The sequence below is a fragment of the Limnoglobus roseus genome (assembly GCF_008254045.1).
GTDB lineage: Bacteria > Planctomycetota > Planctomycetia > Gemmatales > Gemmataceae > Limnoglobus > Limnoglobus roseus.
In genome coordinates this window covers 7091160-7114101 of the sequence record NZ_CP042425.1, presented here as the reverse complement: position 1 = coordinate 7114101, position 22942 = coordinate 7091160, and the positions used below count along the sequence as shown (strand labels likewise).

The 22942-nt window shown below is 63.7% G+C and carries 17 protein-coding genes and 5 pseudogenes; 15 read left to right on the top strand and 7 right to left on the bottom strand.

Annotation, left to right across the window (positions count from 1 at the left end):
• Positions 1-890: 890 nt before the first annotated feature.
• Both PX52LOC_RS44435 and PX52LOC_RS30455 read left to right on the top strand, forming a co-directional pair.
• Positions 891-1004: pseudogene (locus PX52LOC_RS44435) on the top strand (transposase); the annotation flags it as partial.
• 108 nt (positions 1005-1112) lie between these two features.
• A complete protein-coding gene (locus PX52LOC_RS30455) occupies positions 1113-3293 on the top strand; it encodes a sialate O-acetylesterase (RefSeq protein WP_149113612.1) in 2181 nt (726 codons plus the stop codon).
• Here the strand turns inward: PX52LOC_RS30455 and PX52LOC_RS42970 are convergent.
• Positions 3235-3381: pseudogene (locus PX52LOC_RS42970) on the bottom strand (IS1 family transposase); the annotation flags it as partial. The gene PX52LOC_RS30455 and the pseudogene PX52LOC_RS42970 overlap by 59 nt on opposite strands.
• A gap of 417 nt (positions 3382-3798) precedes the next feature.
• Between PX52LOC_RS42970 and PX52LOC_RS30445 the strand changes: the two are divergent.
• The 3 genes and pseudogenes from PX52LOC_RS30445 to PX52LOC_RS30435 all read left to right on the top strand — a co-directional run.
• Positions 3799-4080 (top strand): annotated as a pseudogene (locus tag PX52LOC_RS30445) (IS701 family transposase); the annotation flags it as partial.
• 256 nt (positions 4081-4336) lie between these two features.
• Positions 4337-5365 carry an IS110 family RNA-guided transposase gene (locus PX52LOC_RS30440; RefSeq protein WP_149109721.1) on the top strand — a complete coding sequence of 343 codons (1029 nt, stop codon included), beginning with the start codon at positions 4337-4339 and terminating at the stop codon, positions 5363-5365.
• A gap of 817 nt (positions 5366-6182) precedes the next feature.
• The gene (locus PX52LOC_RS30435) at positions 6183-7340 is read left to right on the top strand and encodes an LOG family protein (RefSeq protein ID WP_149113610.1); all 1158 of its coding nucleotides are present in this window, start codon (positions 6183-6185) and stop codon (positions 7338-7340) included.
• On the opposite strand, the gene PX52LOC_RS30430 is transcribed toward PX52LOC_RS30435, so the two are convergent.
• Positions 7274-7813 (bottom strand): hypothetical protein, encoded by a 540-nt coding sequence (locus PX52LOC_RS30430; RefSeq protein WP_246173512.1) that lies wholly within the window; start codon positions 7811-7813, stop codon positions 7274-7276. The genes PX52LOC_RS30435 and PX52LOC_RS30430 overlap by 67 nt on opposite strands.
• Before the next feature lie 92 nt (positions 7814-7905).
• Positions 7906-10605, bottom strand: a complete 2700-nt coding sequence (locus tag PX52LOC_RS30425; RefSeq protein WP_149113609.1) for an FAD-binding protein — start codon at positions 10603-10605, stop codon at positions 7906-7908.
• A 122-nt stretch (positions 10606-10727) separates the two neighbouring features.
• Here PX52LOC_RS30425 and PX52LOC_RS30420 point away from each other — a divergent pair, with 122 nt between their 5' ends.
• On the top strand, positions 10728-11114 hold the full coding sequence (locus PX52LOC_RS30420) for a hypothetical protein (RefSeq protein ID WP_149113608.1): 387 nt from the start codon (positions 10728-10730) through the stop codon (positions 11112-11114).
• A gap of 199 nt (positions 11115-11313) precedes the next feature.
• Here PX52LOC_RS30420 and PX52LOC_RS30415 read toward each other — a convergent pair whose 3' ends face one another.
• The gene (locus PX52LOC_RS30415; RefSeq protein ID WP_149113607.1) at positions 11314-11979 is read right to left on the bottom strand and encodes an O-methyltransferase; all 666 of its coding nucleotides are present in this window, start codon (positions 11977-11979) and stop codon (positions 11314-11316) included.
• Between the two features lie 92 nt (positions 11980-12071).
• Between PX52LOC_RS30415 and PX52LOC_RS30410 the strand changes: the two genes are divergently transcribed.
• Positions 12072-12740 (top strand): TetR family transcriptional regulator, encoded by a 669-nt coding sequence (locus PX52LOC_RS30410; RefSeq protein ID WP_149113606.1) that lies wholly within the window; start codon positions 12072-12074, stop codon positions 12738-12740.
• A 35-nt stretch (positions 12741-12775) separates the two neighbouring features.
• Here PX52LOC_RS30410 and PX52LOC_RS30405 read toward each other — a convergent pair.
• Positions 12776-12934, bottom strand: a pseudogene (locus PX52LOC_RS30405) (transposase family protein); the annotation flags it as partial.
• 88 nt (positions 12935-13022) lie between these two features.
• Between PX52LOC_RS30405 and PX52LOC_RS42965 the strand changes: the two are divergent.
• From PX52LOC_RS42965 to PX52LOC_RS30365, 7 genes are all read left to right on the top strand, one after another.
• Positions 13023-13718, top strand: coding sequence for a hypothetical protein (locus tag PX52LOC_RS42965; protein ID WP_246173511.1), 696 nt, complete (start codon positions 13023-13025; stop codon positions 13716-13718).
• 605 nt (positions 13719-14323) lie between these two features.
• On the top strand, positions 14324-14608 hold the full coding sequence (locus PX52LOC_RS30390; RefSeq protein ID WP_149113604.1) for a hypothetical protein: 285 nt from the start codon (positions 14324-14326) through the stop codon (positions 14606-14608).
• 157 nt (positions 14609-14765) lie between these two features.
• Positions 14766-15446 carry a response regulator transcription factor gene (locus tag PX52LOC_RS30385; RefSeq protein WP_149113603.1) on the top strand — a complete coding sequence of 227 codons (681 nt, stop codon included), beginning with the start codon at positions 14766-14768 and terminating at the stop codon, positions 15444-15446.
• Positions 15443-16822, top strand: a complete 1380-nt coding sequence (locus tag PX52LOC_RS30380) for a sensor histidine kinase (RefSeq protein ID WP_149113602.1) — start codon at positions 15443-15445, stop codon at positions 16820-16822. Before PX52LOC_RS30385 ends, PX52LOC_RS30380 begins: the two co-directional genes overlap by 4 nt.
• 105 nt (positions 16823-16927) lie before the next feature.
• Entirely contained in the window at positions 16928-17818 is an 891-nt protein-coding gene (locus PX52LOC_RS30375; protein ID WP_149113601.1) for an alpha/beta hydrolase, read from the top strand.
• Positions 17819-17822: 4 nt separating this feature from the next.
• Complete coding sequence (locus PX52LOC_RS30370; protein WP_149113600.1) at positions 17823-20366, top strand: PSD1 and planctomycete cytochrome C domain-containing protein; 2544 nt, start codon at positions 17823-17825, stop codon at positions 20364-20366.
• Positions 20367-20380: 14 nt separating this feature from the next.
• The gene (locus PX52LOC_RS30365) at positions 20381-21772 is read left to right on the top strand and encodes a DUF1501 domain-containing protein (RefSeq protein ID WP_149113599.1); all 1392 of its coding nucleotides are present in this window, start codon (positions 20381-20383) and stop codon (positions 21770-21772) included.
• 20 nt (positions 21773-21792) lie between these two features.
• Here PX52LOC_RS30365 and PX52LOC_RS30360 read toward each other — a convergent pair whose 3' ends face one another.
• A complete protein-coding gene (locus PX52LOC_RS30360) occupies positions 21793-22095 on the bottom strand; it encodes a hypothetical protein (RefSeq protein WP_149113598.1) in 303 nt (100 codons plus the stop codon).
• 47 nt (positions 22096-22142) lie between these two features.
• Here PX52LOC_RS30360 and PX52LOC_RS44160 point away from each other — a divergent pair.
• Positions 22143-22334 (top strand): annotated as a pseudogene (locus PX52LOC_RS44160) (nicotinate phosphoribosyltransferase); the annotation flags it as partial.
• Here PX52LOC_RS44160 and PX52LOC_RS41145 read toward each other — a convergent pair.
• Positions 22270-22731, bottom strand: a complete 462-nt coding sequence (locus PX52LOC_RS41145) for a hypothetical protein (protein WP_168218714.1) — start codon at positions 22729-22731, stop codon at positions 22270-22272. The pseudogene PX52LOC_RS44160 and the gene PX52LOC_RS41145 sit on opposite strands and share 65 nt — an antisense overlap.
• Between the last annotated feature and the right edge of the window lie 211 nt (positions 22732-22942).

Below are 22942 nucleotides of genomic sequence, written 5' to 3'. Positions count from 1 at the left end.
GCAAGTTCTGGCGGTCGCGGGTGCCGTTGGGAGTCGCCCGATACACTGCCGAGGACATCGAGGTAATGCGTGGGATGTGGAACGGCGGGATGCGTCAGGTAGACATTGCCGATCACTACGGCATCACGCAGGCGGACGTGAGTAGGTACTTGCGGGGTCGGACGCCTGCGGGAAGGAAGGGCGGTGTGACTGGCCGCGAGTATTGGCGTCGGCACCCTCGGCCAACTTCCGCCCGACGCCCAGAACGTTATACGACAGCCGCGTGAATTTCTGGTCCCCCTTTTTTCGACCGCTAACTCCTTGCGGTCCCTTTATCGGCAGTTGGTCCCGTTTTTGGTCCCTTTATGGTCCCTTTATTTCGTGACAATGTCTGACTTTGGATGGCAAAGCATGACGGCAAATGACATTGTCTTGAAGGGTCTTTGAAGTGTGGGCTAGTTGTAAACCCTTGCTTTCGAGGAAGATACGAAAAAACCCCCGGTGTTACCCGAGGGTTCTTTGAGTAGCGGAGGCCGGGTTTGAACCGGCGACCCATCGCTTATGAAACGATTGCTAAACACCTTCTTGGGAATCACGAACGACTAATTTCCCAGCATTTCGATGCTACCACCTATCGTTGCATAAGTCGACATGCCTTGCATGGGATTACTTGGAAATGTGAAATCCGGGGGTGTTGTGTGAAATACTGTGAAATGCTTCTACGTCTTTGTTTCTCACTCCGACGGGCCACCGGTACAAACGGGACTTTTGGGAACCGGCATAGTTGGCGAAGGTGCGGACACGCCGTACAGCTGTGGGGCGGTACGTTCTACTGTCGGCTAGTGAGCCTCCCCAGGTTTGGTGAACAACAGGAGAGCGATGTAAACTCCATCAACCCGAAGGCAACACCGATGGCCAACAAGCGAACCATCTACACACCGGAGTTCAAGCTCTAGGCAGTCCAGATGATCACCGACCAGCACCTGTCCGTCGCCGAGGTCGGTCGGCGGTTGGGCGTATCGGAGACCGGTCTTGGTGAACGAGCAAAACCACCCGCTCTGGCCTTCGCGGCGTGCGGCTTAAGATAACCGTCGGGAACCACCCTCGTCCCGCCGATCGCTCCAGGTCCGACCATGAAATACCTCTCCACGATCGTGTCCGCGCTGTTGTTCTTCGTCGCGACGACGGCCGCCGATCCGCCGAAGAAGTCGCTCCCCCTACCCGGCGAGGTGTTCGCGCTCGACGGCCGCACCGCCTTCCTCATCCCGGCCACGGCTGACCCGCACGCCAAAACGAAGCCGTGGGTGTGGTACGCCCCGACCCTGCCGAACCTGCCCGGCCCGGAAGAGGCCTGGATGTTCAAGCGGTTCCGGGCGGCCGGCATCGCGGTGGCGGGCATCGACGCCGGCGAGTCCTATGGCAGCCCGGCCGGGAACAAGGTGTTCGACACGCTCTACACGGAAATGACCCGCCGCGGGTACTCGCCACGGCCGGTGCTGCTCGGCCGCAGCCGCGGCGGGCTACAGACGCTCTCATGGGCGGCGACCAACCCCGAGAAAGTGGGCGGGTTCGCCGGCATCTACCCCGTGTGCGACCTCGCCAGTTACCCCAGCGTGGCGAAGGCGGCCGGGGCCTACGGACTGAAGGCGGAGGAGTTGGAGCGGCGTCTGGCGGAGTTCAACCCGCTGGATCGACTGGCGGGGTTGGCGAAGGCGAAGGTGCCGCTGTTCGCCATCCACGGCAACGCGGACAAGGTCGTACCGCTGGAGGCGAACAGCGGGCGGGTGAAGGGGCGGTACGCGGAGCTGGGCGGGGCGATGACGCTGGTCGTCCCGCCGGGGCAGGGTCACAACATGTGGCTGGGCTTTTTCCGCTGCCGCGAGCTGGTGGACTTCTTGACGGACCAGGCCGGGGTCGGGCTGCGGCTCGACTCCCCGCGGCCGTACCAGGTGGTGCAGCGGGACGCCAAGAACGTCGGCGCAGTGCGAGTGACGGGCAGACTCGGCGATGCCGCAAAAACTGCCGACGGGTTGGAGTGCCGCGTCGGAACCGCGGCCCGGCCGGGGGAGTGGCGGAAGCTCGACGCGGTCTTCAAAGCCGGCACGTTCGACGCCAAGGTCGAACTACCGGCCGGCGGATGGTACACGCTCGGCGTGCGGGCGGTGGGGAAGGGCCAACCGGTGGCCGAGGCGGGTGTGGAGAGGGTGGGCGTGGGCGAGGTGTTCGTCGTCGCCGGCCAGTCGAACTCGGCCAACCACGGGGCGGAGAAGCAGGCCACGAAGACGAAGCGGGTGAGTGCATTCGACGGCATCGACTGGCAGCTCGCCGACGACCCGCAGCCGGGGGCCAGCGGCGCCGGCGGCAGCTTCCTCCCGCCGTTCGGCGACGCTGTCGCCGAGAAGTTCGGCGTGCCGGTCGGGCTGGTGGCGTGCGGGGTGGGGGCGACGAGCGTGCGGGAGTGGCTGCCGAAAGGGGCGACGTTCCCCAACCCGCCGACCATCGAAGCCAATGTGACGAAGGCCGGCAACGCCTGGGAGAGCAAGGGCGACATCTACGCCACGTTCCGGGATCGAATGAAGGCGCTCGGCCCGAACGGCTTCCGGGCGGTGCTCTGGCACCAGGGGGAGAGCGACGCCAACCAGAAGGACGCCACCCGCACCCTCTCGGGCAAGCTGTACTGCGAGTACCTGGAGAAGCTGATCCGCGACACCCGCAATGACATCGGCTGGGACGCGCCGTGGTTCGTCGCCCGGGCGAGCTACCACGGACCCGACGACGAGGGGTCGGCCGACATCCGCGACGCCCAAGCGTCGCTGTGGAGGGACAAACTCGCCCTCGAAGGACCAGACTCCGACGCGCTCAAGGGGGAGTGGCGGGACGCCCGCGGCAAGGACGTCCACTTCAGCGGGCCGGGCCTGCGGGAACACGCCTCCAAGTGGGTGGAGAAGGTGGTCCCGTGGGTGGAATCACAGGTCGCCGTTGCAGGCATCGGGCACACGGAACTCCGCACCGACCTGCCCGGCGGGCGGCACGCCAACGTCCACACCATGCGGGCGTCGACGGCGCGAGCCAACGGCACCGGGCGGAAGACGGTGGGGGAGGAGTTGGCGAATGAGGCCGACAGCTGGACGCAGTTCGCCGGCTGGGCGGCAGTTCGACGACTTGATGGCGGAGCGGCTCGGGGTCGTCGCCGGCCAGGGGGTGCGAGCACCGATTGCCCCCCCTGGGGCGGAGTTCGAGGAGGGGGTAGTGGTCTCACCCGCGTGATGAGTTATAGAGTTGGAGGAAATACCATACGGCCCCGATGTGGTTGAGTGGGCACTTGGAGAAGGACAGCGTCTTCCGGACGAACCGCCCGCACCGCTGTCGCAGGGTACACCAGTATCGCTCCATGTGGTTCGTCCGGGCCGACGGAACAACGGGGACACGGCGGAAGAGAATCGGAGTCAAGCGGCGCGTCCGCCCCACCGCTCAGACCACTCCGCTCCCTGCAGCAAACGCGCTTTCTCTTGACCACGTTCGCAGAACTGCGCCACCGTCGCCCGATGCATTACTACGATTTTCAGCGACACTGGACCAAACGGATCGAGCTCCACCTCGCGGACCGAAAGCTGAACGCCGTACTTGTCCGCGACTTCAGCAAGTTCACCCTCGCCAACCGGAACAAGCCGCTCACCCACGGTCAGTTCCCGCGCGACTTCGAGTCGTACGATTGGGGCCGGGAGCACCGTTGCCCATCGCCTCGTTTCTGGAGATATGTCAGGCACGGTAGCTGCCACTGGCTCGTTAACTTCAACCTCCGCCTCTCGCAACTTGTCGATCCGCCGGAGCACCTCCGACCCGGCCGACGTGTCGTACTTCGTGTGCAGCGGGCGGCCGGCGGCGGTCCTGGCCGAACTCGTCGCGGTCGCCGGCAAGCGGTGGGTCGTCGAGGAGTGCTTCGAGTTGGCCAAGGGGGACTGCGGGCTCGACGAGTACGAGGTGCGGTCTTGGGCCGGTTGGCACCGGCATGTGACGCTCAGCCTGTTCGCCCTGGCCGTGGTCGGCGTGATCCGGTCGCGGGTGCCGCCGGGCCGACAGAAAAAGGGGGCGCGCGCCTGATCCGCCTGAGCGTGCCCGAAGTGCGGAAACTACTTCTCAAGCTCGTGTGGGCGTTCGTGCCGGAAGTCGAAGGGGTGCTGGCGTGGTCGGCGTGGCGGCGGCGACACCAACACCGGGCAAAGGAGTGCCATTACAAGAAACGCGGGGCCAGACCGCCCGATTGTAGCAATTACGGCTGTAGATGGGGATGAACGCTGGTTGCCGGAGAGGGTGGGTGTGGTCACCATCAACAGGACCACACCTTCGAGGACCAGCCATGCCCGCGGCAACGACGACCGGCCCCGTTTTCGTGGGCCTGGACTACCACACCCTGTCCGTCCAGGTGTGCGCCCTGGACCGCGGCGGCCGCGTGTTGCTCAACCAGAGTTGCGCGAACGACTGGCGGGCCATCCGCGACGCCGTCGCCCGGTTCGGCACCGACGTGCGGGCGGCCATCGAGGCGTGCAGCGGGTCGGCCGATCTGGCCGAGGAACTGGTGACCAAAGCCGGGTGGCTGGTCGACCTGGCCCACCCCGGGTATGTGGCCCGCATGAAGGGCAACCCGGACAAGACGGACTACTCGGACGCCAAGATGCTCGCCGACCTGGAGCGGGTCGGGTACCTGCCCAAGGTGTGGCACGCCCCGGCCGAGGTCCGCGAACTGCGACGGCTCGTCCGGTACCGCCAGCAGCTCGTCGGCGAGCGGCGGAACGTCAAGCTGCGGATCGGGGCCCTGCTCCGCGACAACCGGGTAGCCGCCCCCGAGGGCGTGAACCCGTGGACGGTGGCGTGGCTGACGTGGCTGACCCGCGACGCCGCCCTGAGCGAGCAGACGCGGTGGGTGATGGACCGGCACCTGGGCCGCCTGAAGGCCCTGGCCGGCGACGTCAAGGCGGCCGAGCAACGCCTGGCCCAGGTCACCGCCGAGGATGCCCTGGTCGTGAATCTGCTGACGATGAAGGGGATCGGCCTGGTCACGGCGGCCACCATCCGGGCCGAGATCGGGCGGTTCGACCGGTTCCGGACGGGCAAGCAGGCGGCCCGGTTCTGCGGGCTGTCGCCGCGGAACGCGTCGAGCGGCCAGAAGCAGGCCGACGCCGGGCTGATCAAGGCCGGCAACCCGCAGCTGCGGGTCGTGCTCATCGAGGCCGCCCACCGGCTGGTGCGGTACGACGCCCGGTGGAAGAAACTGGCGGCCGACATGAAGGGCCGGGGCAAGCCGGGGAGCGTGGTGGCCGCGGCCGTCGCCAACCGGTGGGTGCGGTGGCTGTTCCATCAGGTGCAGCCGGTGAAGGCGGCGGCGTAACGAGCCAAGAGCTGGCGAGGAGAAGAGGAGAACCACTGCGAGCCCGCGGTGTGACGACGCGCTCGGTCTAGTCCTGGGTTGCCGACCCGTCGGCCACTCGACTGTAGTTGGGGCAGTCGTCACCCGCTCGGAACCGACCCACTTGGGCTACGGGTTCACCCCGGATGCTCGGATCGAAGACTGGGCTGCACGCGGTGGCTTGAACGAATCGACTCGCTTGCTGTTGACAATCGGCCGGCGTTCATCGAAGGACTAGAAGTTTACACCCGCCACGTCCGAAGAGCGAATCTTCACGATGCTTTTCGAGTGTGCGGTTGCTGTCCCCGGCGGCGCACGATGAGACCTCACCACGGATGGGAAGTCTGGTTGCATCGGCTACGACTCGGTGGTTTGGAAACGGCCGGTCCGTTTTGCTCCTCGGCGGACGTGGTCAGGTGGTGAGCACAGATCAGCAGATTCACTTTCCCTGCGGTTTCCGCCTCGCGCATCCGGATAGCCTCGCCCCCTTCCCGCACTCGCAGTGCTTCGAGCACTTCAGGTACTCGCGGCAAAGGCCAGGGCGAAGACAATTACAATTTAACGGCAACACCTTCCGACGCAGACAGCATGTGCAGTTCATGACCTACCTCCACCACCAGCAAAGCGCGATCAGGCGAAAGGCGCAAGGTCGGTTGCAATTTTCGAGGTCTGAGGGGTGGTGACCGCCGATCTTGTCCGGTTGCGGGCGGCAGGTACGTTAGTATCTCGGCGGCTGAAGGTCTTACGTCACGTCGATTAATCGCCCGCCTCTCCCTGGCGGCGCAGAGGAGCGTTGCCCATGAAGCCAGAGATCGACACCGAGCAGAAGGTTCTCGGATGGTTGAAAGATCCGAAACCCGCAGTGTTTCAATGGCAAAGACTCGCGAAGCACTCAGCCGAGATCGCCAAGTTGCAGCTTGATGACTGCGTATTCCTCGGTTGCGAGATGGGTGACGACCTTTTGGCGGCAGCAGCAAAAGCCAAGTGCTTCGTCATCCCGCGTCGGCCCGATCTGATCTTCGATCCGTTTACCCCAGGCCTCTACACGCCGGGAGAACTGTACGACAAGTTCAAGGACGGCGGGTACGAGGCCTGCCTCGACCGGCGCATCTACCTCTCGTTCATGGACAAGGACAAACACGTCCCGCTTCCCGCAGATGTCGATACAGTCCTGTTAAGGCGCTTGCACGATGCCTCGATCTCGGTGGCACTTGAGAACCTTCTCGACGCGAAGGCGCGGACCAAGTGCGTTGCGATCATGGGCGGTCACGACATGGAGCGGACGAACTCGACGTACACCGCGGTCGCGAAGCTGGCGCTCAACCTGACAGCGGCGGGATACATGATCCTGACCGGGGGCGGTCCCGGCTTGATGGAAGCCGGCAACCTCGGCGCGTATTGCGCGGGATTTGACCAACCAGAAAAGATTTTGGAGACCGCGATCCTTCGGATGAAGGACTCCCCGAAGTACACGAGCGAAAACTGGCTGAAGGACGCCTACGCAGCCTGGGAGGAGATGGGTAAGCCGAAAGATCCCGCCAAGAGCCGCAATATCGGAATCCCCACGTGGTTCTACGGTCACGAACCCCCGAACCTCTTCGCAACCGACATCGCCAAGTATTTCGAGAACAGCGTGCGAGAGGAAGGCTTGCTCGCACTGGCGGTCGGGGGCATCATCTTCGCGCGGGGTAACGGCGGGACGGTGCAGGAGATATTCCAGGACGCTAACCAAAACTACTACCGCACCATCGACAACGTGAAGAGCCCAATGATCCTGTTCGAGTCGGATTACTGGAACCCGGACAAGATGGTGTTCGACGACCCGAACGACAAGCGCAAGAAGGTTTACCCGGTACTCCAGAAGCTCGCCAATGAGAAGAAGTTCGACGACTACATCCTTCTGACCGACGACCCTGCGGCAATCGTCCAATTCATCAAGGACCACCCGCCGGTCTGATGCGCCGGTGTGGGGGGCGAGAGAGCGTCGAAGGCCGCCGTCACGGTGTGGGTTTGGCGACCGTAGAACGGGTACAGGGAGGGGTCGGCATCTTCGTCGCAGATGTCGCGCAAAAGCTTCTGGTTGGCCGGGTTCTTCACCAACCGCATGGTGCGGGTGTAGTCCGTGTCCTCCATCGGAATTGGTTTGTCCGGGGCGGGTTCGTCGTCGCCGACGCGCTTCACCAGCATCATCCCGACCTTGTACCCGACTGGGGCGAGGAACAGCTTGCGCATGGTGATGAACTGAGCGCCGTAGAAGTGATGGTCGGCCCCAATGATCTCGTGGTTGTATAGCTGGTCGATAAGCAGCGGGGCTTCGACTTCCGCCCGGCAGACCTTGTCGTGGCGGTCCTTGCTGTACACCATGCTGCGGCGGATAGCGATGTGTTCGGGGACGAGGTCTTCCGGTTTGCCCGTTTCTTCGTTGTACACCTCGTCCCCCACCCGTTGTTGTCCCTCTGGCAGGATGCCACAGCCGGTGGGGCGATGTCCAGCAGTTCCTGTCCGGCGGCTTTGTGCCAAGGTCACGGCAGCTTGACGGTCAGCGAGGTGTGGAACAGGTCGACGGGATCGACCTTCTTCTTCAGCTCCCGAAGTCGGTCGTAGACGGCGAGGTCGTCGTAATAAAAATCCCGCACCGCGTCCTTGGTGATGTCGGTGTCACCAAACGATCCCCACAGGAGCCGCCGTTCTTGGCCGGGACTGAAGTGCTGGTCGATGAGGGTCTGCATCTCGCCTTGGAGTCTCTCCGCCTCCGGCTTCATTTCCTCGTCATAGAAGAGGTCGAAAACGAAGCAGTACACGATGTCCCGCCGAGGGATCGAAGTCTCCGGCCGGCGCTGAGAATCCCGAAAACTGCCGCCCCCGAACGCCATCTGAAAGACCAGGTATAAGCCCTTGGTTGCCGTGGCGGTGTCAACCAAGTCAACCAAGCCGTCGATGAAATCGTCCGTCAGCGCGTCCATCGTGGCGTTGAGCCGTTTGTTGTAGGGTTGCCGGAACTCGCGGCCGTTCGGGGTTGAGAGCGGGAAGCGGCGGACGAAGGAGTCCGAGAGGTCAGAGAGGAATCTGCTCCTCTTGTCCGTGAGCCGTACATCCAGCGGTGGGGGATCGCTGTCGGCGGCGTCCATGATGGCGGCGAACGCCTCCTCAGGGTCTACGGCCTCGCCCTCACCGCCTAAGTTCGCATGGACAAGTTCCACAAGAATTCCGGGCACCGGGGGTCGGAAAGTGTCGGCCTTCGACAGTACCGTCATCATGAAGTCGATGCCCCGAGGGAGCGACCCGGCCACAATGCCTTGCGTCCATGCTTGGGCCTGCTTCATCAAATTCTTGTACCGGCCCTTTCGGTACAACCGCTTTGCGCTGTATCCGAAGGACTTCGGATGGTCTGAGTCCTTGATACACTTGAACCGGTAGTTAGTGACGATCCCGAACGAACCGGCATTGCCGCCGAGCACTCCCCAGAAAAGTTTCTCGTCATCCGTTGTGGGTGCGCCCGCCGGTCGCTGCACAGTGCGTACGCTGCCGTCGGACAGCACGATCGTGAGTTCGGTCACGTAGTCAAGTGTCAGCCCGAATGAACGGAGGAGATGCCCGAACCCGCCGGTTTGTGCGTGGCCTCCGATGCAGACCAGCGGGCACTCACCGTGGGGAATGGTCACTCCTTGCCCCTTGAAGAACCGTGCCAACCTGGTGAGCGGGACGGCCGGGCCGACGTCGAACACGTTGTCAGAGATGCGGGTGATTTGGTCGAACCGGTCCATGGCGAGCACGATGGTGCCGCTACCGCCCGAAGACAGGCCGGAATACTGGTGCCCGCCGCTGCGTGCGACGAGGCTCTTCTGCTTGCCTTGAGCGAAGGTGATCGCCGATTTGATGTCGTCCACGTCGCGGGGGTAGGCCACCATGAACGGGCTCATGTCCTCCCGCTTGTGTGACGACGTCGCGTACTGGTCGGCGTGGAGTCTGTACAGCAAGTCTGTGGGAACGTACACGACCCCTTTGAAGCCGGGAATACGCGGGGCGAAGAGCGGCGGGAAATCCAGGCCGACGTGAAACGGCGTCTCGGCCCGCTGCAGGAAGGACACCGAGGCCAAGGGGGCTAGGAGCGACGAAGTGGCGGGCCGGGGCGTGAACACGAGGCCGCTGAGAGAAACGCGATCCTCGCGGTCGAGTTGCAAACGGGAAAAAACTCGCATGTTCTCGTCGCGCTTGCCGGTTCCGTCCTCCCGAAATGCGAGGCCGCGATCGAGGTCGTCCACCACGAGGTCGAGGAACTGGTTCAGATCCTCCTGCGGTTCGACGACACGGCGAATCCGGTGGGCATCAACCTCGGGGTCGATCGGCAGGTCGGCACCCGCGTCGACGATTGCCCGGATGACGCTCGCCCCGGTGAAGTTCTCCGTTGCGTCTTCGGACACAAGGCCGGCCGGCAGTGTGGCGATTGCACCTTCGACTAACTCGGTCACGGCTTTTTTACCCTTCAGGCCAGCACCCGCCGCCATCACGCTGACCACTGGGAAGTCGTGTCGGGCCGAGAGGGCCTCAAGGATGACGTCGCACTGGGAGGGGATTTCCGTGTCCAGGAAAAGGGCTTTGACGAGGGCCGTCATGCGGTCTTTGCCCGGATAGAGGAAAGACCTCCTCACCATCCAGAGGCCTTTCGCGGGTGCCGGTTCAAAAGTGACACCGGTAATGACTGCTTTCTCTTCCAACACTCGCGCCAGGGCCGTGGCCCCAGAACGTGTGATGGATTGGCCGTCTGGCGTGACGCCAGTGAGTTTGGTCACGTAATCGGAAAGCGGGCCGAGAGAGCGGATCAGGCAGGACGGCGTGTCGTCCAGGACGTTAGAAACGATGCTCTTGAGTGGGCTGTCGATGAGGGGGAGCGCGAGGTCGTTCACCTCCAGTTGCTCGGCCACCGCGCTGGTGGTCGCCCCAGCTTCGGCGTTTACGGCGTCAGGTTTCGCCGTGATCTTGGTCAACCCGGCCAAATGGATGACGATGCCGCCGACGGCTTCCGCGGTGTCCGTGGCTGCCGCTTGCATCCCGCTGCGGATGAGCGTCACCTGCTCTTTGGACAACGCGACGGCTGTGGCGACATCAGCTTTCGTCTTCGGAAACCAGACCTGGTGGGCGCCTTTGACGCCGAACGCAGTGGTCAGTGCATCGACAGCCGAGTGTACGATGCTGCCCTGGAACTCGGGTTTCTTCTTCGCCATCGTCAGCTTCTCCGGGTAGGGCGCATCGGCGTGGAGCCGAGGTGGTAATTTCTTGCAGCTGAGTACGTGCCGGCCTACCCGAACAGTGAGTAAGTGAGGGTTCCTTCCAGAGTCACGGCCTCTTGAGGATCGAAACCGGACAACTCGAAAAACAGGGTTGTCGTGGTACCGCCTGGGGCGTGCAGGTCACCGAGGTCGATTGCAAGATCGGAGCAGTCGCTCATCTGGTCGTCGTGTTCGAACGTAGCCCCGCCGGTGAAACCGGCTTTGAGGGCGTGCGTTCGGTTGTTGCAACCCGTGGTCGAGCGGACTACGACTTTTTTGAGCCGGACACGAAACGGGGGATTTTCGTCGTGGCTTCCTGTGACTTTCCCATCGGCGTCAGCCGTCAGATTGAAGGTCAGATCTTTCGTTGGCATGGCATCACCGGGTGGCAGGGCGGGGCGCCCGGAAGCTACGTCACTCCCGATCACCGAGCCGACAGGGTGCGATTGCAAGAACCCGTCTAAAAGAGACTTGGTCGTTACTCTAATCTGATCGCTCACCGCCAGCCAAGCGATTTTTTGAACGCCACCGCTGTGTTCGATCCTCACGCGGCCCACGGCCTTCGAGCCGAAGCAACGCGGACCTCGCCGTACGACATGTAATTCGGTGCGAGGCTGGGGCGACATGCCCCAGATTCAGGACGGAAAAGGCGATTTGACTGAGTCATCCGAGCCGCATGGACAACTCGACGTCGTCAGCGAATGGGACGGACAGGTAACCCGAGCCCGTTGCCCGGACGCGAGCCAAATACTCGGGGCTGTGCTCGGCGTTATCGGCGAGCACAAATGCTCCCGGCCGGAGTCGCGGTTCGACCAGCGCCAGGATGTCCGGGTAGAGCGACTTAGCACCGTCGAGCAGAACGAGGTCGATCACGTCCGGCAGGTCGGCGGCCAGCGTTTTGAGCGCGTCTCCTTCCCGAATCTCCACCAGATCGATCAGGTCGCCGGCCGTCAGGTTCTCTCGGGCCTTCACCACCTTCGACGGCTCGAACTCGGTGGTAATGAGCCGACCTCCACCGTTGTCCCGCAGGGCGGCAGCCAGATGTAGCGTCGAGATGGCGAATGACGTTCCGAACTCGACAACCGAGCGCGCATTGGCGCTCCGGGCCAGCATGTACAGCAACCTGCCGGTCTCTCGCGAAACGGCCAGGGGCAAGTCCTTCATGCGCCCGTAGAAGTCGATGTAATCGGTCTTGCTCTGCATCAGGCGGTCGCGCTCCTCGCTGGGCATGTTTGCCAGGGCGGAAGGCGCGCTCGACCACGAGCGGGAAGCGTCTTCAAACAGGCGATCAAGGAGCGGGGCCAGCGGGGTGGTGGTCAGCGTTGACACGGTTCTTTTCCTTTGGGGAGGGCATCGATCGGGCGGTACTGTAGAATACGACGGATTAGTCGCGTTTATCAATTCGCGTTCGGTGCGATTCAATGAGCACTCGTCGAAAAGCCCAGCTTTCCCAGCGGAAACAGCCGCAACAAACGCGCTCGACCGAGCTCGTTTCCATCATTCTGGAGGCAGCTATTCAGGTTTTGGAGAAGGAGGGGGCGGAACGGTTCACCACGGCGCGGGTGGCGGAGAAGGCGGGGGTGAGCGTCGGGTCGCTGTACCAGTATTTCCCGAACAAGGCGGCTATCCTGTTCCGGTTGCAGAGCGACGAGTGGCGTCAGACGTTGGGGCTGATGCAGGGCATTCTCGAAGACGGTAAAAAGCCACCGCTGGAACGGTTGAGAACGCTGGTTCATGCCTTCGTCAAATCAGAGTGCGACGAGGCGGCGATGCGGGTGGCTCTCAACGACGCCGCCCCGCTTTACCGTGACGCGCCGGAAGCTCAGGAGACGAAGGTGGAGGGGAAGCGGATCATCCGGGCATTCCTGCGGGATGCGCTACCCACGGCGACCGAGGTGACGCGGGAGATGGCGGGTGAACTCATCAAGATAACGCTCGGCGCGGTCGGAAAGCAGTTCTCGGAAACGCCTCGGATGACAGCCGAAATCAAGACGTTCTCGGATGCCATGGCGGACATGTTCTGTGCGTACCTCGAAAACCTCGACCGGGCAGCAGACGGGACGGGTGGCCGTGCGAGCGCGGTTCGTTAGCCTGTGCTGTTCTGTGCGGATCATTCACCGGACTCCCCGAAAGCCTCCACCTCCTCCCACGAGTCGGCCCCGCACACGACCGCACACAGGGCGATCGCCAGGATATCCCCGAGCAGGTGCTTCTTCGTCCGATCCACCCGCGGGTCGGGCAGGTCGGCAAAGTACCGGGCGATCGACACGTCCTGACGCGGCATGGCGGGGCCTCCGTGACTCCCGTCTCTCTACCGTCGTCCACTCCACACGGCTATGATCGAGCCACTGACCTCGAGCGGGGGACTTGTAATGACCGAAGCGGAGTGGCTGAGATCCAACGACCCGAGATTGCTGGCTGACTGGCTTTTCTTTGATGCGCCTGCGTCTGACCGCAAGTTGCGGTTGTTCTCGGTGGCCGCCTGCCAACCGCTCCGCCACTTGGTCGCGAATCCCGGTGCGCTCGCGGCTCTCGACTTGGCAGAAGCCTTCGCGGACGGGCGCATCGATGAGGCGGGGTTGCAGGTGGCTACACGCCCGCTGTGGGAAGCCTACCACGCGAGGCACAATGCTCCGGGGGTGGTTGAGGCGGTCACGGCGGAAGCCGATGACGCCGAATGCGCGTGCCTCCACACCACCTTGCCCGACGTGCCTCGGGACCGTGACGGACACAGCGATCTATATCCGCCCACGCCAGAGGTCGTCGCATTGATCTGCCGCCTCGACAGCCGGCTGCCGTCGCTCCGGCGTCTCGTGACCTTGCTCCACGACGTCTTCGGCCCGCTGCCGTTCCGCGATATAGCCCTCGCTCCATCGTGGCTCACTTCGGACGTTCAGCTTCTCGCTCGCGGCATCTACGAAGACAATGCCTTCGACCGGATGCCGATCCTGGCCGACGCGCTTGAGGATGCGGGGTGTGATAGCGTGGACGTGCTGAACCACTGCCGGGGTGAGGGGCCTCACGTCCGTGGCTGTTGGGCTTTAGACCTCGTGTTTGGTAACGAGTGACCCGCACGTAACTGACGCCTGCTCAGCCACTTCGAGATGCGTTCGCCCTGCTATTGACGCAGTCTGGCCCTCACGAACAAATCCGTTCTGCGTTAGGGACGTGCAAGGCGGCGAAGCCGGTCCCGAAGGGACGGGAGCGAAGCGTACCCTGGAGCGGCCCGGTCCGAAGGAAACGCCCCCGTATGGCTTTCACCGTTGGTTCTGTCCATCGGTTGCTTCAAGGCGACGTCGGATCTGCTGCCGTACCTCTTCTCGACGGCCCGGGTGCAGCGCCAGGTAGTTCTCCAGCGGGACCAACTCGCCGTCCGCTTCGGCGGGGTTCGCAGCGGCCGGCCGTGGGTCGGCCAAGGGACTTCGCCGCATGCGGGTACGGTACGACCGGCTGGCGGTCATGCGGGACGCCTTCGCGTCGCTGGCCGCCAGCGTCATCTGTTACCGCATCCTGGTCCACGACACCTTATAGCCCCGAGGTTGTGTCACAGCTTGTAAGTTTGCTGGTCAACTTTTTTCACGGCGCTCATCTTCCCAACAGGTTGGAGGAAGTAGGGTTCAGTGGGTACTGAGCAATGTCGCTCAATACCCACCAACACAACGGAAAGGTGTAGATGATGAAGACGCTGATTAATATGGCGAGCGCCACGGGACTGCTCATGTTGGCAGTCGGCTTGGCGGCTGGCGCCGGCACGACTGGTCAGGCACCGAAGGGCGATCTGCCGCAGGTCTCGAAAGGAGGCACATCGCAGGTCTCGAAGGGAGGCACTAAGGGAGGCGCGTCGCAAAGCTCGAAAGGGATCGCTAAGAACGGCCTGAAGAACGGAGAAAAGAACGGGCTGAAAAACGGGCTCAAGGACGGCCTGAAATACGGGCTGAAAAACGGAGAAAAGAAATAACCCGGTCATCTCGTGCCTCTCTCGGTCTGCTGGAGTGCGGTTCGGGAGAGGTGATCCGCTTGGCGGGATAGCGAACGCTGCGCTGTGTCGGGACGGCGTTCGATTGAGTAGGGTGTAATAATGGATGCGCTCCCGCGATTGCTGGTGAGGTTGCACTATGCGCGTTCTGTTCGTTGAGGATTCAGCCGCTCTGCGGAAGCCGGTGGTCAAGGCTCTCCAAGCGTCGGGGTTTGCCGTGGATTCGACCGGGGACGGCAACGAGGGCTGGCGCCTCACGCGATCGCACGATTACGATGTCATAATCCTTGACATCATGTTGCCGGGTCTGGACGGACTGGAAGTTCTGAGGCGATTACGAGAGGCTGGGAACGAAACGCCTGTCCTCTTCCTGACGGCGAAGGACGCGGTCGAGGACAGAGTCGCCGGACTGCGACTCGGGGCCGACGATTACTTGGTCAAATCGTTCGCCGTCGAGGAGTTGCTGGCTCGGGTCGAGGCACTCGCCCGGCGGCGATACGCCAAGCGGTCGCCGAAACTGATCGTGGCCGACCTCGAACTCGACTCGGCAGCGAAGACGGTTCGGCGGGGTGGCACGGAACTCAAGCTGGCCCCTCAACTGTACTCTCTACTGGAGTACCTGCTCCTCCGCAAAGGACAGGTCGTCACGCGCACGCAAATCGAGGAACACATCTACGACGCGCTGGTGTCGCCGACGAGCAACGTCGTAGACACAGCGGTGTGTGCCCTGCGGAGGGCAATCGCCGTGTCGGACGACAGCCTGCCGTTGATCCACACCCGCCGGGGGTTGGGGTACATCATCGAAGAGCCGGCGGAATGAGTATCCGCGCTCGACTCCTTACCTGTTTAGTCCCCGGCTTCGCCGTCGTGTGCGTGGTCGTTGGGATCGTCGTGTTCGTGACGACCAAGCGGGGTTTGGAAGCCGACCTCGACGCGCGGCTGGCCGAGATCACCGGTATGGCCCGCACCGCGATGCGGACGCCCGCCGTGGACGGCAGGCCGGCACCGGGGATACGGGGTATGACTCTGGATCGGTTCGTGTCACGGGACGAGTTTTCGACGACAGGAGAGTATTTTCAGTTGTGGGGGCCGGACGGCGGCACGGAGAGAAAGTCACCGAATCTGGGGGCAGCAGGGCTTCCGTACCCGACCGAGTTTTCGCGCGAAGGAGCCGTCTCCGAATGCACGCTCCCGAACGGGGACACGGTTCGGATTCGGGCGGTGCGACTGATCCAGACCGGGGGGCGGGGTACGGTCGATTTTGCCGTCGCCGCCAGCCGGAAAGACGTGGATCTGCGCATGTCGCGGTTGGTGGTGGAGTTGGTGGTCGGCGGCGTGGCCTGCTGCGCGGCGTTGTCCGGGTTGCTGGCGCTGGCCCTCAAAGTCGCCCTGCGACCGCTGGCGAAGTTGGGCGAGAGGGCGGCGGCGATGGACGCCGAGTCGCTGGACCAGCGGTTCCCGACCGAGTCGATGCCCGCCGAGGTGCGGCCCATCGTCGCCCGGCTGAACGACTTGCTGGCCCGGTTAGAGCAAGGCTTCGAGCGGGAGCGACGCTTCAGCGGCGACCTTGCCCACGAATTACGCACCCCACTAGCGGCGATTCGCACGACGAGCGAGGTGGCCGCGAAGTGGCCTGAGCAGGCGGGGACGGAAGACTTCCGTGAGATCGCCGACCTCGCCGCCCGGCTTCAACAGACGGTAGATACGCTGCTGACGCTTGCCCGGACAGAGGCATCGGCGGCGGGCGTATCCCGCGAGCCCGTCGAACTGGCTCCGCTGGTTCGAGAATGTGCCGCCCTGTCCGGCCGCATGGCTGCGGAGCGGAACATCACGGTGGTCGAGTCCCTACAGTCCGGTGTCGAACTGGAGTCCGATCCGCGACTGTTGCGGATCATCGTCACCAACCTCGTCAGCAACGCGGTCGAGTACGCCCCGCCCGGAAGCCGGGTCACCCTCGCGTGCGGGGAGGGCGCTCGGATGCTGGCGGTCACCAACCCCGCCCCCGGTCTATCGACCGCCGACCTCACGCACCTCTTCGATCGGCTCTGGCGCAAAGACACCTCACGCAGCGACCACACGCACTCGGGTCTGGGCCTCGCCGTAGCCCAGAGTTGCGCCGTCGCCTTGGGCTTGGAACTGGTCGCAGAACTCGACCCGGACGGCACTCTTTCCATGTCGCTGCTCCGGGCGAAATAATCCGGCGCGCTCATCTTCCGCTCAGGTTCCGGTGCCAAGAATACTCGTCGGCACACGTTCGGAACCGGCTCTCGTTGGAGGGAAGCCGCCGTGAGGATCAGGCTCGTGCTCGGTATTGTCGGCTTCATGGTGACAGGACTGGTTTGCCTGTCCCCGGCGGTGACGGCCCAACCGCCCGCTCAAAAGGGCAAGGCAGGCGGCCAACCGAAAGGCACTTCGAAAGGGAAGGATGCCGCATCACTCACGCCGAACCAGTCCGCACCGCCCAAAGGGTTCGACGAGGCGAAGGCCGACACCGCTCGCGGCAAGGTCGAGACGGTGGAACTGAAAGCGAAGTCGGACGGCGGCACCTACAAGATTTCGGTGTACACGCCGCCGGGGTACAAGCCATCCGAAAAGTACCCGGTCATGTACCTGCTCCACGGCCGCAGCGGAGACGAGACCACCTGGACAAAGGACATTCGCGCCGCCGCGATTCTTGACAACCTGTACGCCGACAAGAAAGCCGTCCCGATGATCGTGGTCATGCCGTCCAACTCCTCGGCCGAGACCCGCGCGAAGGGGCCGGTGAGCCCGATGGCGGCGATGGCGTTCAACGACGTGCTGCGGGCCGACGTGGTGCCGTTCATCGAGTCGAAGTACCCCGCGAAGGCGGGCCGGGAGAACCGGGCAGTTGCAGGACTTTCAATGGGAGCGGGGCAGGCGTTCGCGGTCGGCCTCGGCCACGCGGACGAGTTCGCCTGGGTCGGTGCGTTTTCCGGTGCCGGCCGCCGGATCACGCCCCCGAGCAAGGAACTGCGACTCCTCTGGCTGTCGGTCGGCGACAAGGACGCTGTAACCGGCACCGGCGTACAGGAGGCGGAAGCCGCTTTGACGGACAAGAAGATCCCTCACGTCTTCCGCGTCAACACCGGCGGCCACGAGCCCTCAGTGTGGCGCACCGACCTGTACCACTTCGCACCGAAACTGTTCCAGAAGCCGAGCGGGGAGAAGTGACGCCATGCGAACCACACAGTTTGTCATCGCCGTTTTGATTCTGACAGCCGCAAGCGCACGCGCGGCGGACCCGCCCAAGCCGTCGGCCGAGGGCGTCGCATTCTTCGAGAAGAGCATCCGCCCCGTCCTGACCGAGCAGTGCTACAAGTGCCACTCGACGCAGGCCGAGAAGGTGAAAGGCGGCTTGCTCCTCGACACCCGCGACGGACTGCTCAAGGGTGGCAACAGTGGGCCGGCGGTAGTTCCCGGCAACCCGGCCAAGAGCCTGCTCGTCAAGTCGCTGCACGCCAGCGACAAGGTCGCGCAGATGCCGCCCAAAGAGAAGCTCCCGGCGGGCGTGATCGCGGACTTCGATAAGTGGGTCAAGATGGGTGCGCCCGACCCGCGCGACGGGGTGTCCGCAAAAGTCTACGACCCGGCGAAGGCGAAGAACTGGTGGGCCTACCAGCCGGTGCAGCGTCTGCCGGTGCCGGTCGTGAAGGACGCTGCGTGGCCGCGCGGAGATGTCGACCGTTTCGTCCTGGCCGGGTTGGAGGCGAAAGGGATCAAGCCGGTCGCCGACGCCGACAAAGCTACGCTGCTGCGCCGAGTGTATTTCGACCTGGTCGGCCTCCCGCCACCGCCCCAGGCAGTCGCCGACTTCCTCGCGGACACGTCACCGACCGCGTTCGAGAAGGTCGTGGACAAGCTCCTCCAGCAACCGCAATTCGGGGAGCGGTGGGGGCGGCACTGGCTCGACGTGGCCCGGTACGCGGAGTCCACCGGTAAAGACCTGAACGTGTCGTTCCCCAACGCTTGGCGCTACCGCGATTACGTCATCGCCGCGTTCAACAAGGACAAGCCTTACGACCAGTTCGTCCGTGAGCAGATCGCTGGCGACCTGCTCCCCGCTTCTGACGACCGGCAGCGGGCGGAGCGTCTCGTCGCCACGGGGTTCCTCGCCATCGGCCCGAAGGGGTTGGGCGCACTCACGCCCCGACAGTTCGAACTCGACCTCGCCGACGAACTGGTGGACGCCACCACGACGGCCTTCCTGGGCGTCACCGTCGCCTGCGCCCGGTGCCACGACCACAAGTTCGATCCGGTGACCCAACGGGACTACACCGCACTGGCCGGCGTCTTCCTGTCCACCGAGGTTCGCTACGGAACGCTCGCCGGGCCGAAAAACAACCAGGAGCGGTCACTGATATCGCTTCCCGCCGGTGCCGCCATGCCCGCCGTCAAGCCGTCCATCACCAAGGCCGAGCGGGACGACCTGAAGAAGCAGTTGACCGACGCCACCAAGCGGTACGACGACCTGATGGCGAACCGCGCCCCGCCCGGCAAGGGAAAAGAAGGCGGCAGCAACGCCCAGAGGTTCATCCAGATCCAGATCGCGCTTGGCAAGAAGGCCGACCTCGAAAACCAACTCAACTCGTTTGACGAGAGCGGCAAGGCCAAAGCGTTCTGCATGGGGGTGCAGGATCGGCCCGCCGGCAAGCCGAGGCCGGATCGGATGCTGCCCACGAAGGTAGTGGAGATCAAAGGCAGTTCTGGCATCCGCCCGCCGAGCGGCTTCGAGTTGATCGCCGACAGCCCTTTGTTCGCTCGTGGCGAGATGAACGAACCGGGCGACCGCGTCCCGCGCGGGTTCCCGGCGGCGTTGCTCAAGGCGGACATCGCCCCGGCTGCCACCAAGACCAGCGGGCGCAAGGAATTCGCGGAGTGGCTGACCAACCCCAAAAACCCGTTGACCGCCCGCGTGATGTCGAACCGGACGTGGCACTGGCTGTTCGGTCAGGGCGTCGTCGCCAGCGTGGACAACTTCGGCACGATGGGGGTGCCGCCGGCATACCAGCCGCTCCTCGACCACCTCGCCACCCGGTTGGTCGAGAACAAATGGTCGGTCAAGGCCACGATTCGCGAGATCGTCCTCAGCCGGACGTACCAACTCGCCTCCACTCACGACGAGGTGAGCTTCAACGCCGACCCGCAGAACGCCCTCGTCTGGCGTCAGAGCAAGCGCCGTCTCGACGCCGAGTGCATTCGGGACGCGATGTTGACGGCGAGCGACCAACTCGACCCGAAGCCGCCGGTGGGATCTGCGGTCGCCGTCGCCGGGGAGGGACCGATCGGCAGCACGGGCGGGTTCATTCGCATCAACGAAGACACGTTCCAGAACGCGACAGCGAACTACCGGAGCGTGTACTTGCCTGTCGTGCGTGACCTTCTGCCCGACGCCCTGGCCGTGTTCGACCACCCCGACTCCAGCCACGTTTGCGGGGCCAGGGAGGTGACGAACGTACCCGCGCAAGCGCTCTACCTGTTGAACAACGAGTTCGTCGCCGCCCAAGCCCGGAAGTTCGCAGACCGGCTTCTGGCGATGCCATCTGCAACAACGAACCAGCGTATTGAGCGGGCCTACGTCGTCGCATTCGGTCGCCGACCGACGAAGAACGAAGCCACCGCCGCCGCCACATACCTCACGCGGAACCGCGAAACGAAGGACGCCTGGGGCAAGTTCTGCCTCGCGCTCTTCGCCACCGCCGAGTTTCGTTATCTGGATTGAACCGGGGAGTTACCATGAACACGATACCGCTCTCTCGCCGCGCCGCTCTGCAAACCGCGTCCTGTGGGTTCGGCTGGCTGGCGCTCAACGAGATCGCCCACCAAGCCGCCGCTGCGGATCGCCCTCTCGCGTCGAAGATGACCCACTTTCCGGCGCGCGCCAAGCGGATCATCTTCCTCACCATGCGGGGCGGCCCTTCGCATGTGGACACGTTCGACCACAAGCCGAAGCTCTCGGCCGATTCGGGCAAGCCCGGCCATCGGCCCGGTACGAAGTTGCTCGGCTCCAAATGGAAGTTCGCCCAACACGGCAAGAGCGGACTTTGGGTGTCCGAGCTCTTCCCCAACGTGGCGAAGCACGCGGACGAGTTGTGCCTCGTCCGATCCATGCAAACCGACTTCCCCGCCCACCCGCAGGCGTTCCTACAGATGCACACCGGGAGCGCGCAGTTCGTGCGCCCGTCGCTCGGCGCGTGGGCGGTGTACGGCCTGGGGACGCTCAACGAGAACCTACCCGGCTTCGTCACCGTCTCGCCGCCGAGCGACGTGGGTGGCGTGCAGAATTACGGCAGCGGCTTTCTGCCCGCGATCCACCAAGGCACCCGCGTGGGTTCGGGAGCGCGGCCCATCGCCACCGCCACGGTTCGTAATTTGAGCGGCAAGATGACGCCCGCCGATCAGCGGGGCGTGCTCGACTTGGTGCAGTCGCTCAATCGCGAGAAGTTGTCCGCCGACAAGGTGAATCCCGAGATCGACGGCGTGATCGAGTCCTACGAGTTGGCGTTCAAGATGCAGAAGGAGTTGCCGACGGTACTCGACATCTCGAAGGAGTCGGCCGCCACGAAAGCCCTGTATGGGATCGGCGCAACTGGACGGCGTGGCGGCGCGCAGTTTGACAGCAGTCCGGACGACTTCGGACGGAAGTGCCTGTTAGCCCGCAGGCTCAGTGAGGCCGGGGTGCGGTTCGTGGAGGTTTCGCACGGCAACTGGGACCAGCACTTCAACCTTGCCGCAGGCCATGAGGCGAACGCCGCGTCGGTCGATCTCCCCATCGCCGGGTTGCTCACCGACCTCAAGCAGCGGGGGATGCTCCGCGACACACTGGTCGTGTGGTCCGGCGAGTTCGGCCGCACGCCCCACGCACAAGGCGGGGACGGCCGGGATCACAACAACAAGGCTTTCACCTTGTGGATGGCCGGTGGCGGCGTGAAGGGCGGGTTCAGCCACGGGGCGACCGACGAATACGGGTACGAGGCGGTGGAGAAGAAAGTCCACGTCCACGACCTGCACGCGACAATGCTGCACCTGCTCGGTCTCGATCACGAGAAACTCACCTACCGCTATGCTGGCCGCGACTTCCGCCTCACGGACGTGAAGGGCAACGTGGTGAAGGAAGTACTGGCCTGAATTATCAGTGTTGGCCCAGGTCACGCCGCCTCATCCGCCGGTTTCTTCTCCGGCGGCGCGGGAATCCGCTCCCACCACTCGTGCGAGCAGGATCGACACCGGTACTTGGTTTCCGCGAACTTACCTTCGGGCAACTCAACCGTCTTTCTCGCCCGAAACAGGTAGCCTTTGCCGAAGAACTCCGTGTTCCAGGCGTCGAGCAGGAAGTGCTTGATGAAGTACTGGAGGCCGAAGAAGACAACGCGCTGATTGAAGAGGTGCGCGGGGATGTTGCTGAGCTTGTCGGAGCAACGAGTTTGCCAGTTGCAACCGCAGTACGCCATTATAAGTAAGCCGACGACAAGCGCGATCCGCAGCCAACCGAAGATGAGTTGCGTTGATCTACGGCGATTCCATCACGCTTGAACGCGCCGAACGCATCCTAATGGGGCTTCGCGCCAAGGGCTTCGCGTCGAGCAACGTGGTGTTCGGGGTCGGCAGCTACACCTACCAGCACGTCACCCGCGACACGTTCGGGTTCGCGGTGAAGTCGACTTACGGTGAGGTGGGTGGCGTTGCGCGTCGAGCCCCTCGTTGACGTGGAAGGGGCGGAGGTCGAGGGCGGCCATCCCCGTGGCGGGGTTTTTCTTCGCCTTCAGGTGATCGACGAACCGCTGCAGGTGCCAGACATAGTCGTCGTAGGTGCGGGGTTCGCGGTGCTTCTGGCACCAGTCGAGGAACTTCTCGAACAATTCGGCGAGGGATAGGGCACAGAACGGGCACCAGAATTCCGGGACAATTCCGGGGCAGCAGAGTTGGCAGAGTTCTGCGAGGCCATCAGGGCATGGAACGCCGACCACGCCGATTTCTCGGTGTCGGGGGGTCTTCGGACCGTCGAAGAGTTTTGTTTGCTTGGAGCCGAGTTGCACGTACCAAGCGTTGCGGGCAGTGCGAAAGAAGGGCTTCGGGGAATGGGCCATGGCATAGTTCCTCCCGTGAATTTTACGGGTAGGAGGTGTCTTCTCTGCCAGAGTTCTCTGCCACACTCGGGCAGAATCGTCAAAAACCTAGTACACCCAAGAGGAGTCGAACCTCTAACCTTCGGTTCCGTAGATCGATGCTCTCAGCTGGCCGAGACTTTCCAGCAGTAGTCTGCTCGTACTTGTTTAGCGGGTCAACTCGTTGGGTCTC

What these genes read in the sequence shown, in the direction of transcription:
- PX52LOC_RS30455 (WP_149113612.1), top strand. Translation starts at nt 1,113, where the DNA reads ATGAAATACCTCTCCACGATCGTGTCCGCGCTGTTGTTCTTCGTCGCG.
- PX52LOC_RS30440 (WP_149109721.1), top strand. Translation starts at nt 4,337, where the DNA reads ATGCCCGCGGCAACGACGACCGGCCCCGTTTTCGTGGGCCTGGACTAC.
- PX52LOC_RS30435 (WP_149113610.1), top strand. Translation starts at nt 6,183, where the DNA reads ATGAAGCCAGAGATCGACACCGAGCAGAAGGTTCTCGGATGGTTGAAA.
- PX52LOC_RS30425 (WP_149113609.1), bottom strand. Translation starts at nt 10,605, where the DNA reads ATGGCGAAGAAGAAACCCGAGTTCCAGGGCAGCATCGTACACTCGGCT.
- PX52LOC_RS30410 (WP_149113606.1), top strand. Translation starts at nt 12,072, where the DNA reads ATGAGCACTCGTCGAAAAGCCCAGCTTTCCCAGCGGAAACAGCCGCAA.
- PX52LOC_RS42965 (WP_246173511.1), top strand. Translation starts at nt 13,023, where the DNA reads ATGACCGAAGCGGAGTGGCTGAGATCCAACGACCCGAGATTGCTGGCT.
- PX52LOC_RS30390 (WP_149113604.1), top strand. Translation starts at nt 14,324, where the DNA reads ATGATGAAGACGCTGATTAATATGGCGAGCGCCACGGGACTGCTCATG.
- PX52LOC_RS30385 (WP_149113603.1), top strand. Translation starts at nt 14,766, where the DNA reads ATGCGCGTTCTGTTCGTTGAGGATTCAGCCGCTCTGCGGAAGCCGGTG.
- PX52LOC_RS30380 (WP_149113602.1), top strand. Translation starts at nt 15,443, where the DNA reads ATGAGTATCCGCGCTCGACTCCTTACCTGTTTAGTCCCCGGCTTCGCC.
- PX52LOC_RS30370 (WP_149113600.1), top strand. Translation starts at nt 17,823, where the DNA reads ATGCGAACCACACAGTTTGTCATCGCCGTTTTGATTCTGACAGCCGCA.
- PX52LOC_RS30365 (WP_149113599.1), top strand. Translation starts at nt 20,381, where the DNA reads ATGAACACGATACCGCTCTCTCGCCGCGCCGCTCTGCAAACCGCGTCC.
- PX52LOC_RS30360 (WP_149113598.1), bottom strand. Translation starts at nt 22,095, where the DNA reads ATGGCGTACTGCGGTTGCAACTGGCAAACTCGTTGCTCCGACAAGCTC.
- PX52LOC_RS41145 (WP_168218714.1), bottom strand. Translation starts at nt 22,731, where the DNA reads ATGGCCCATTCCCCGAAGCCCTTCTTTCGCACTGCCCGCAACGCTTGG.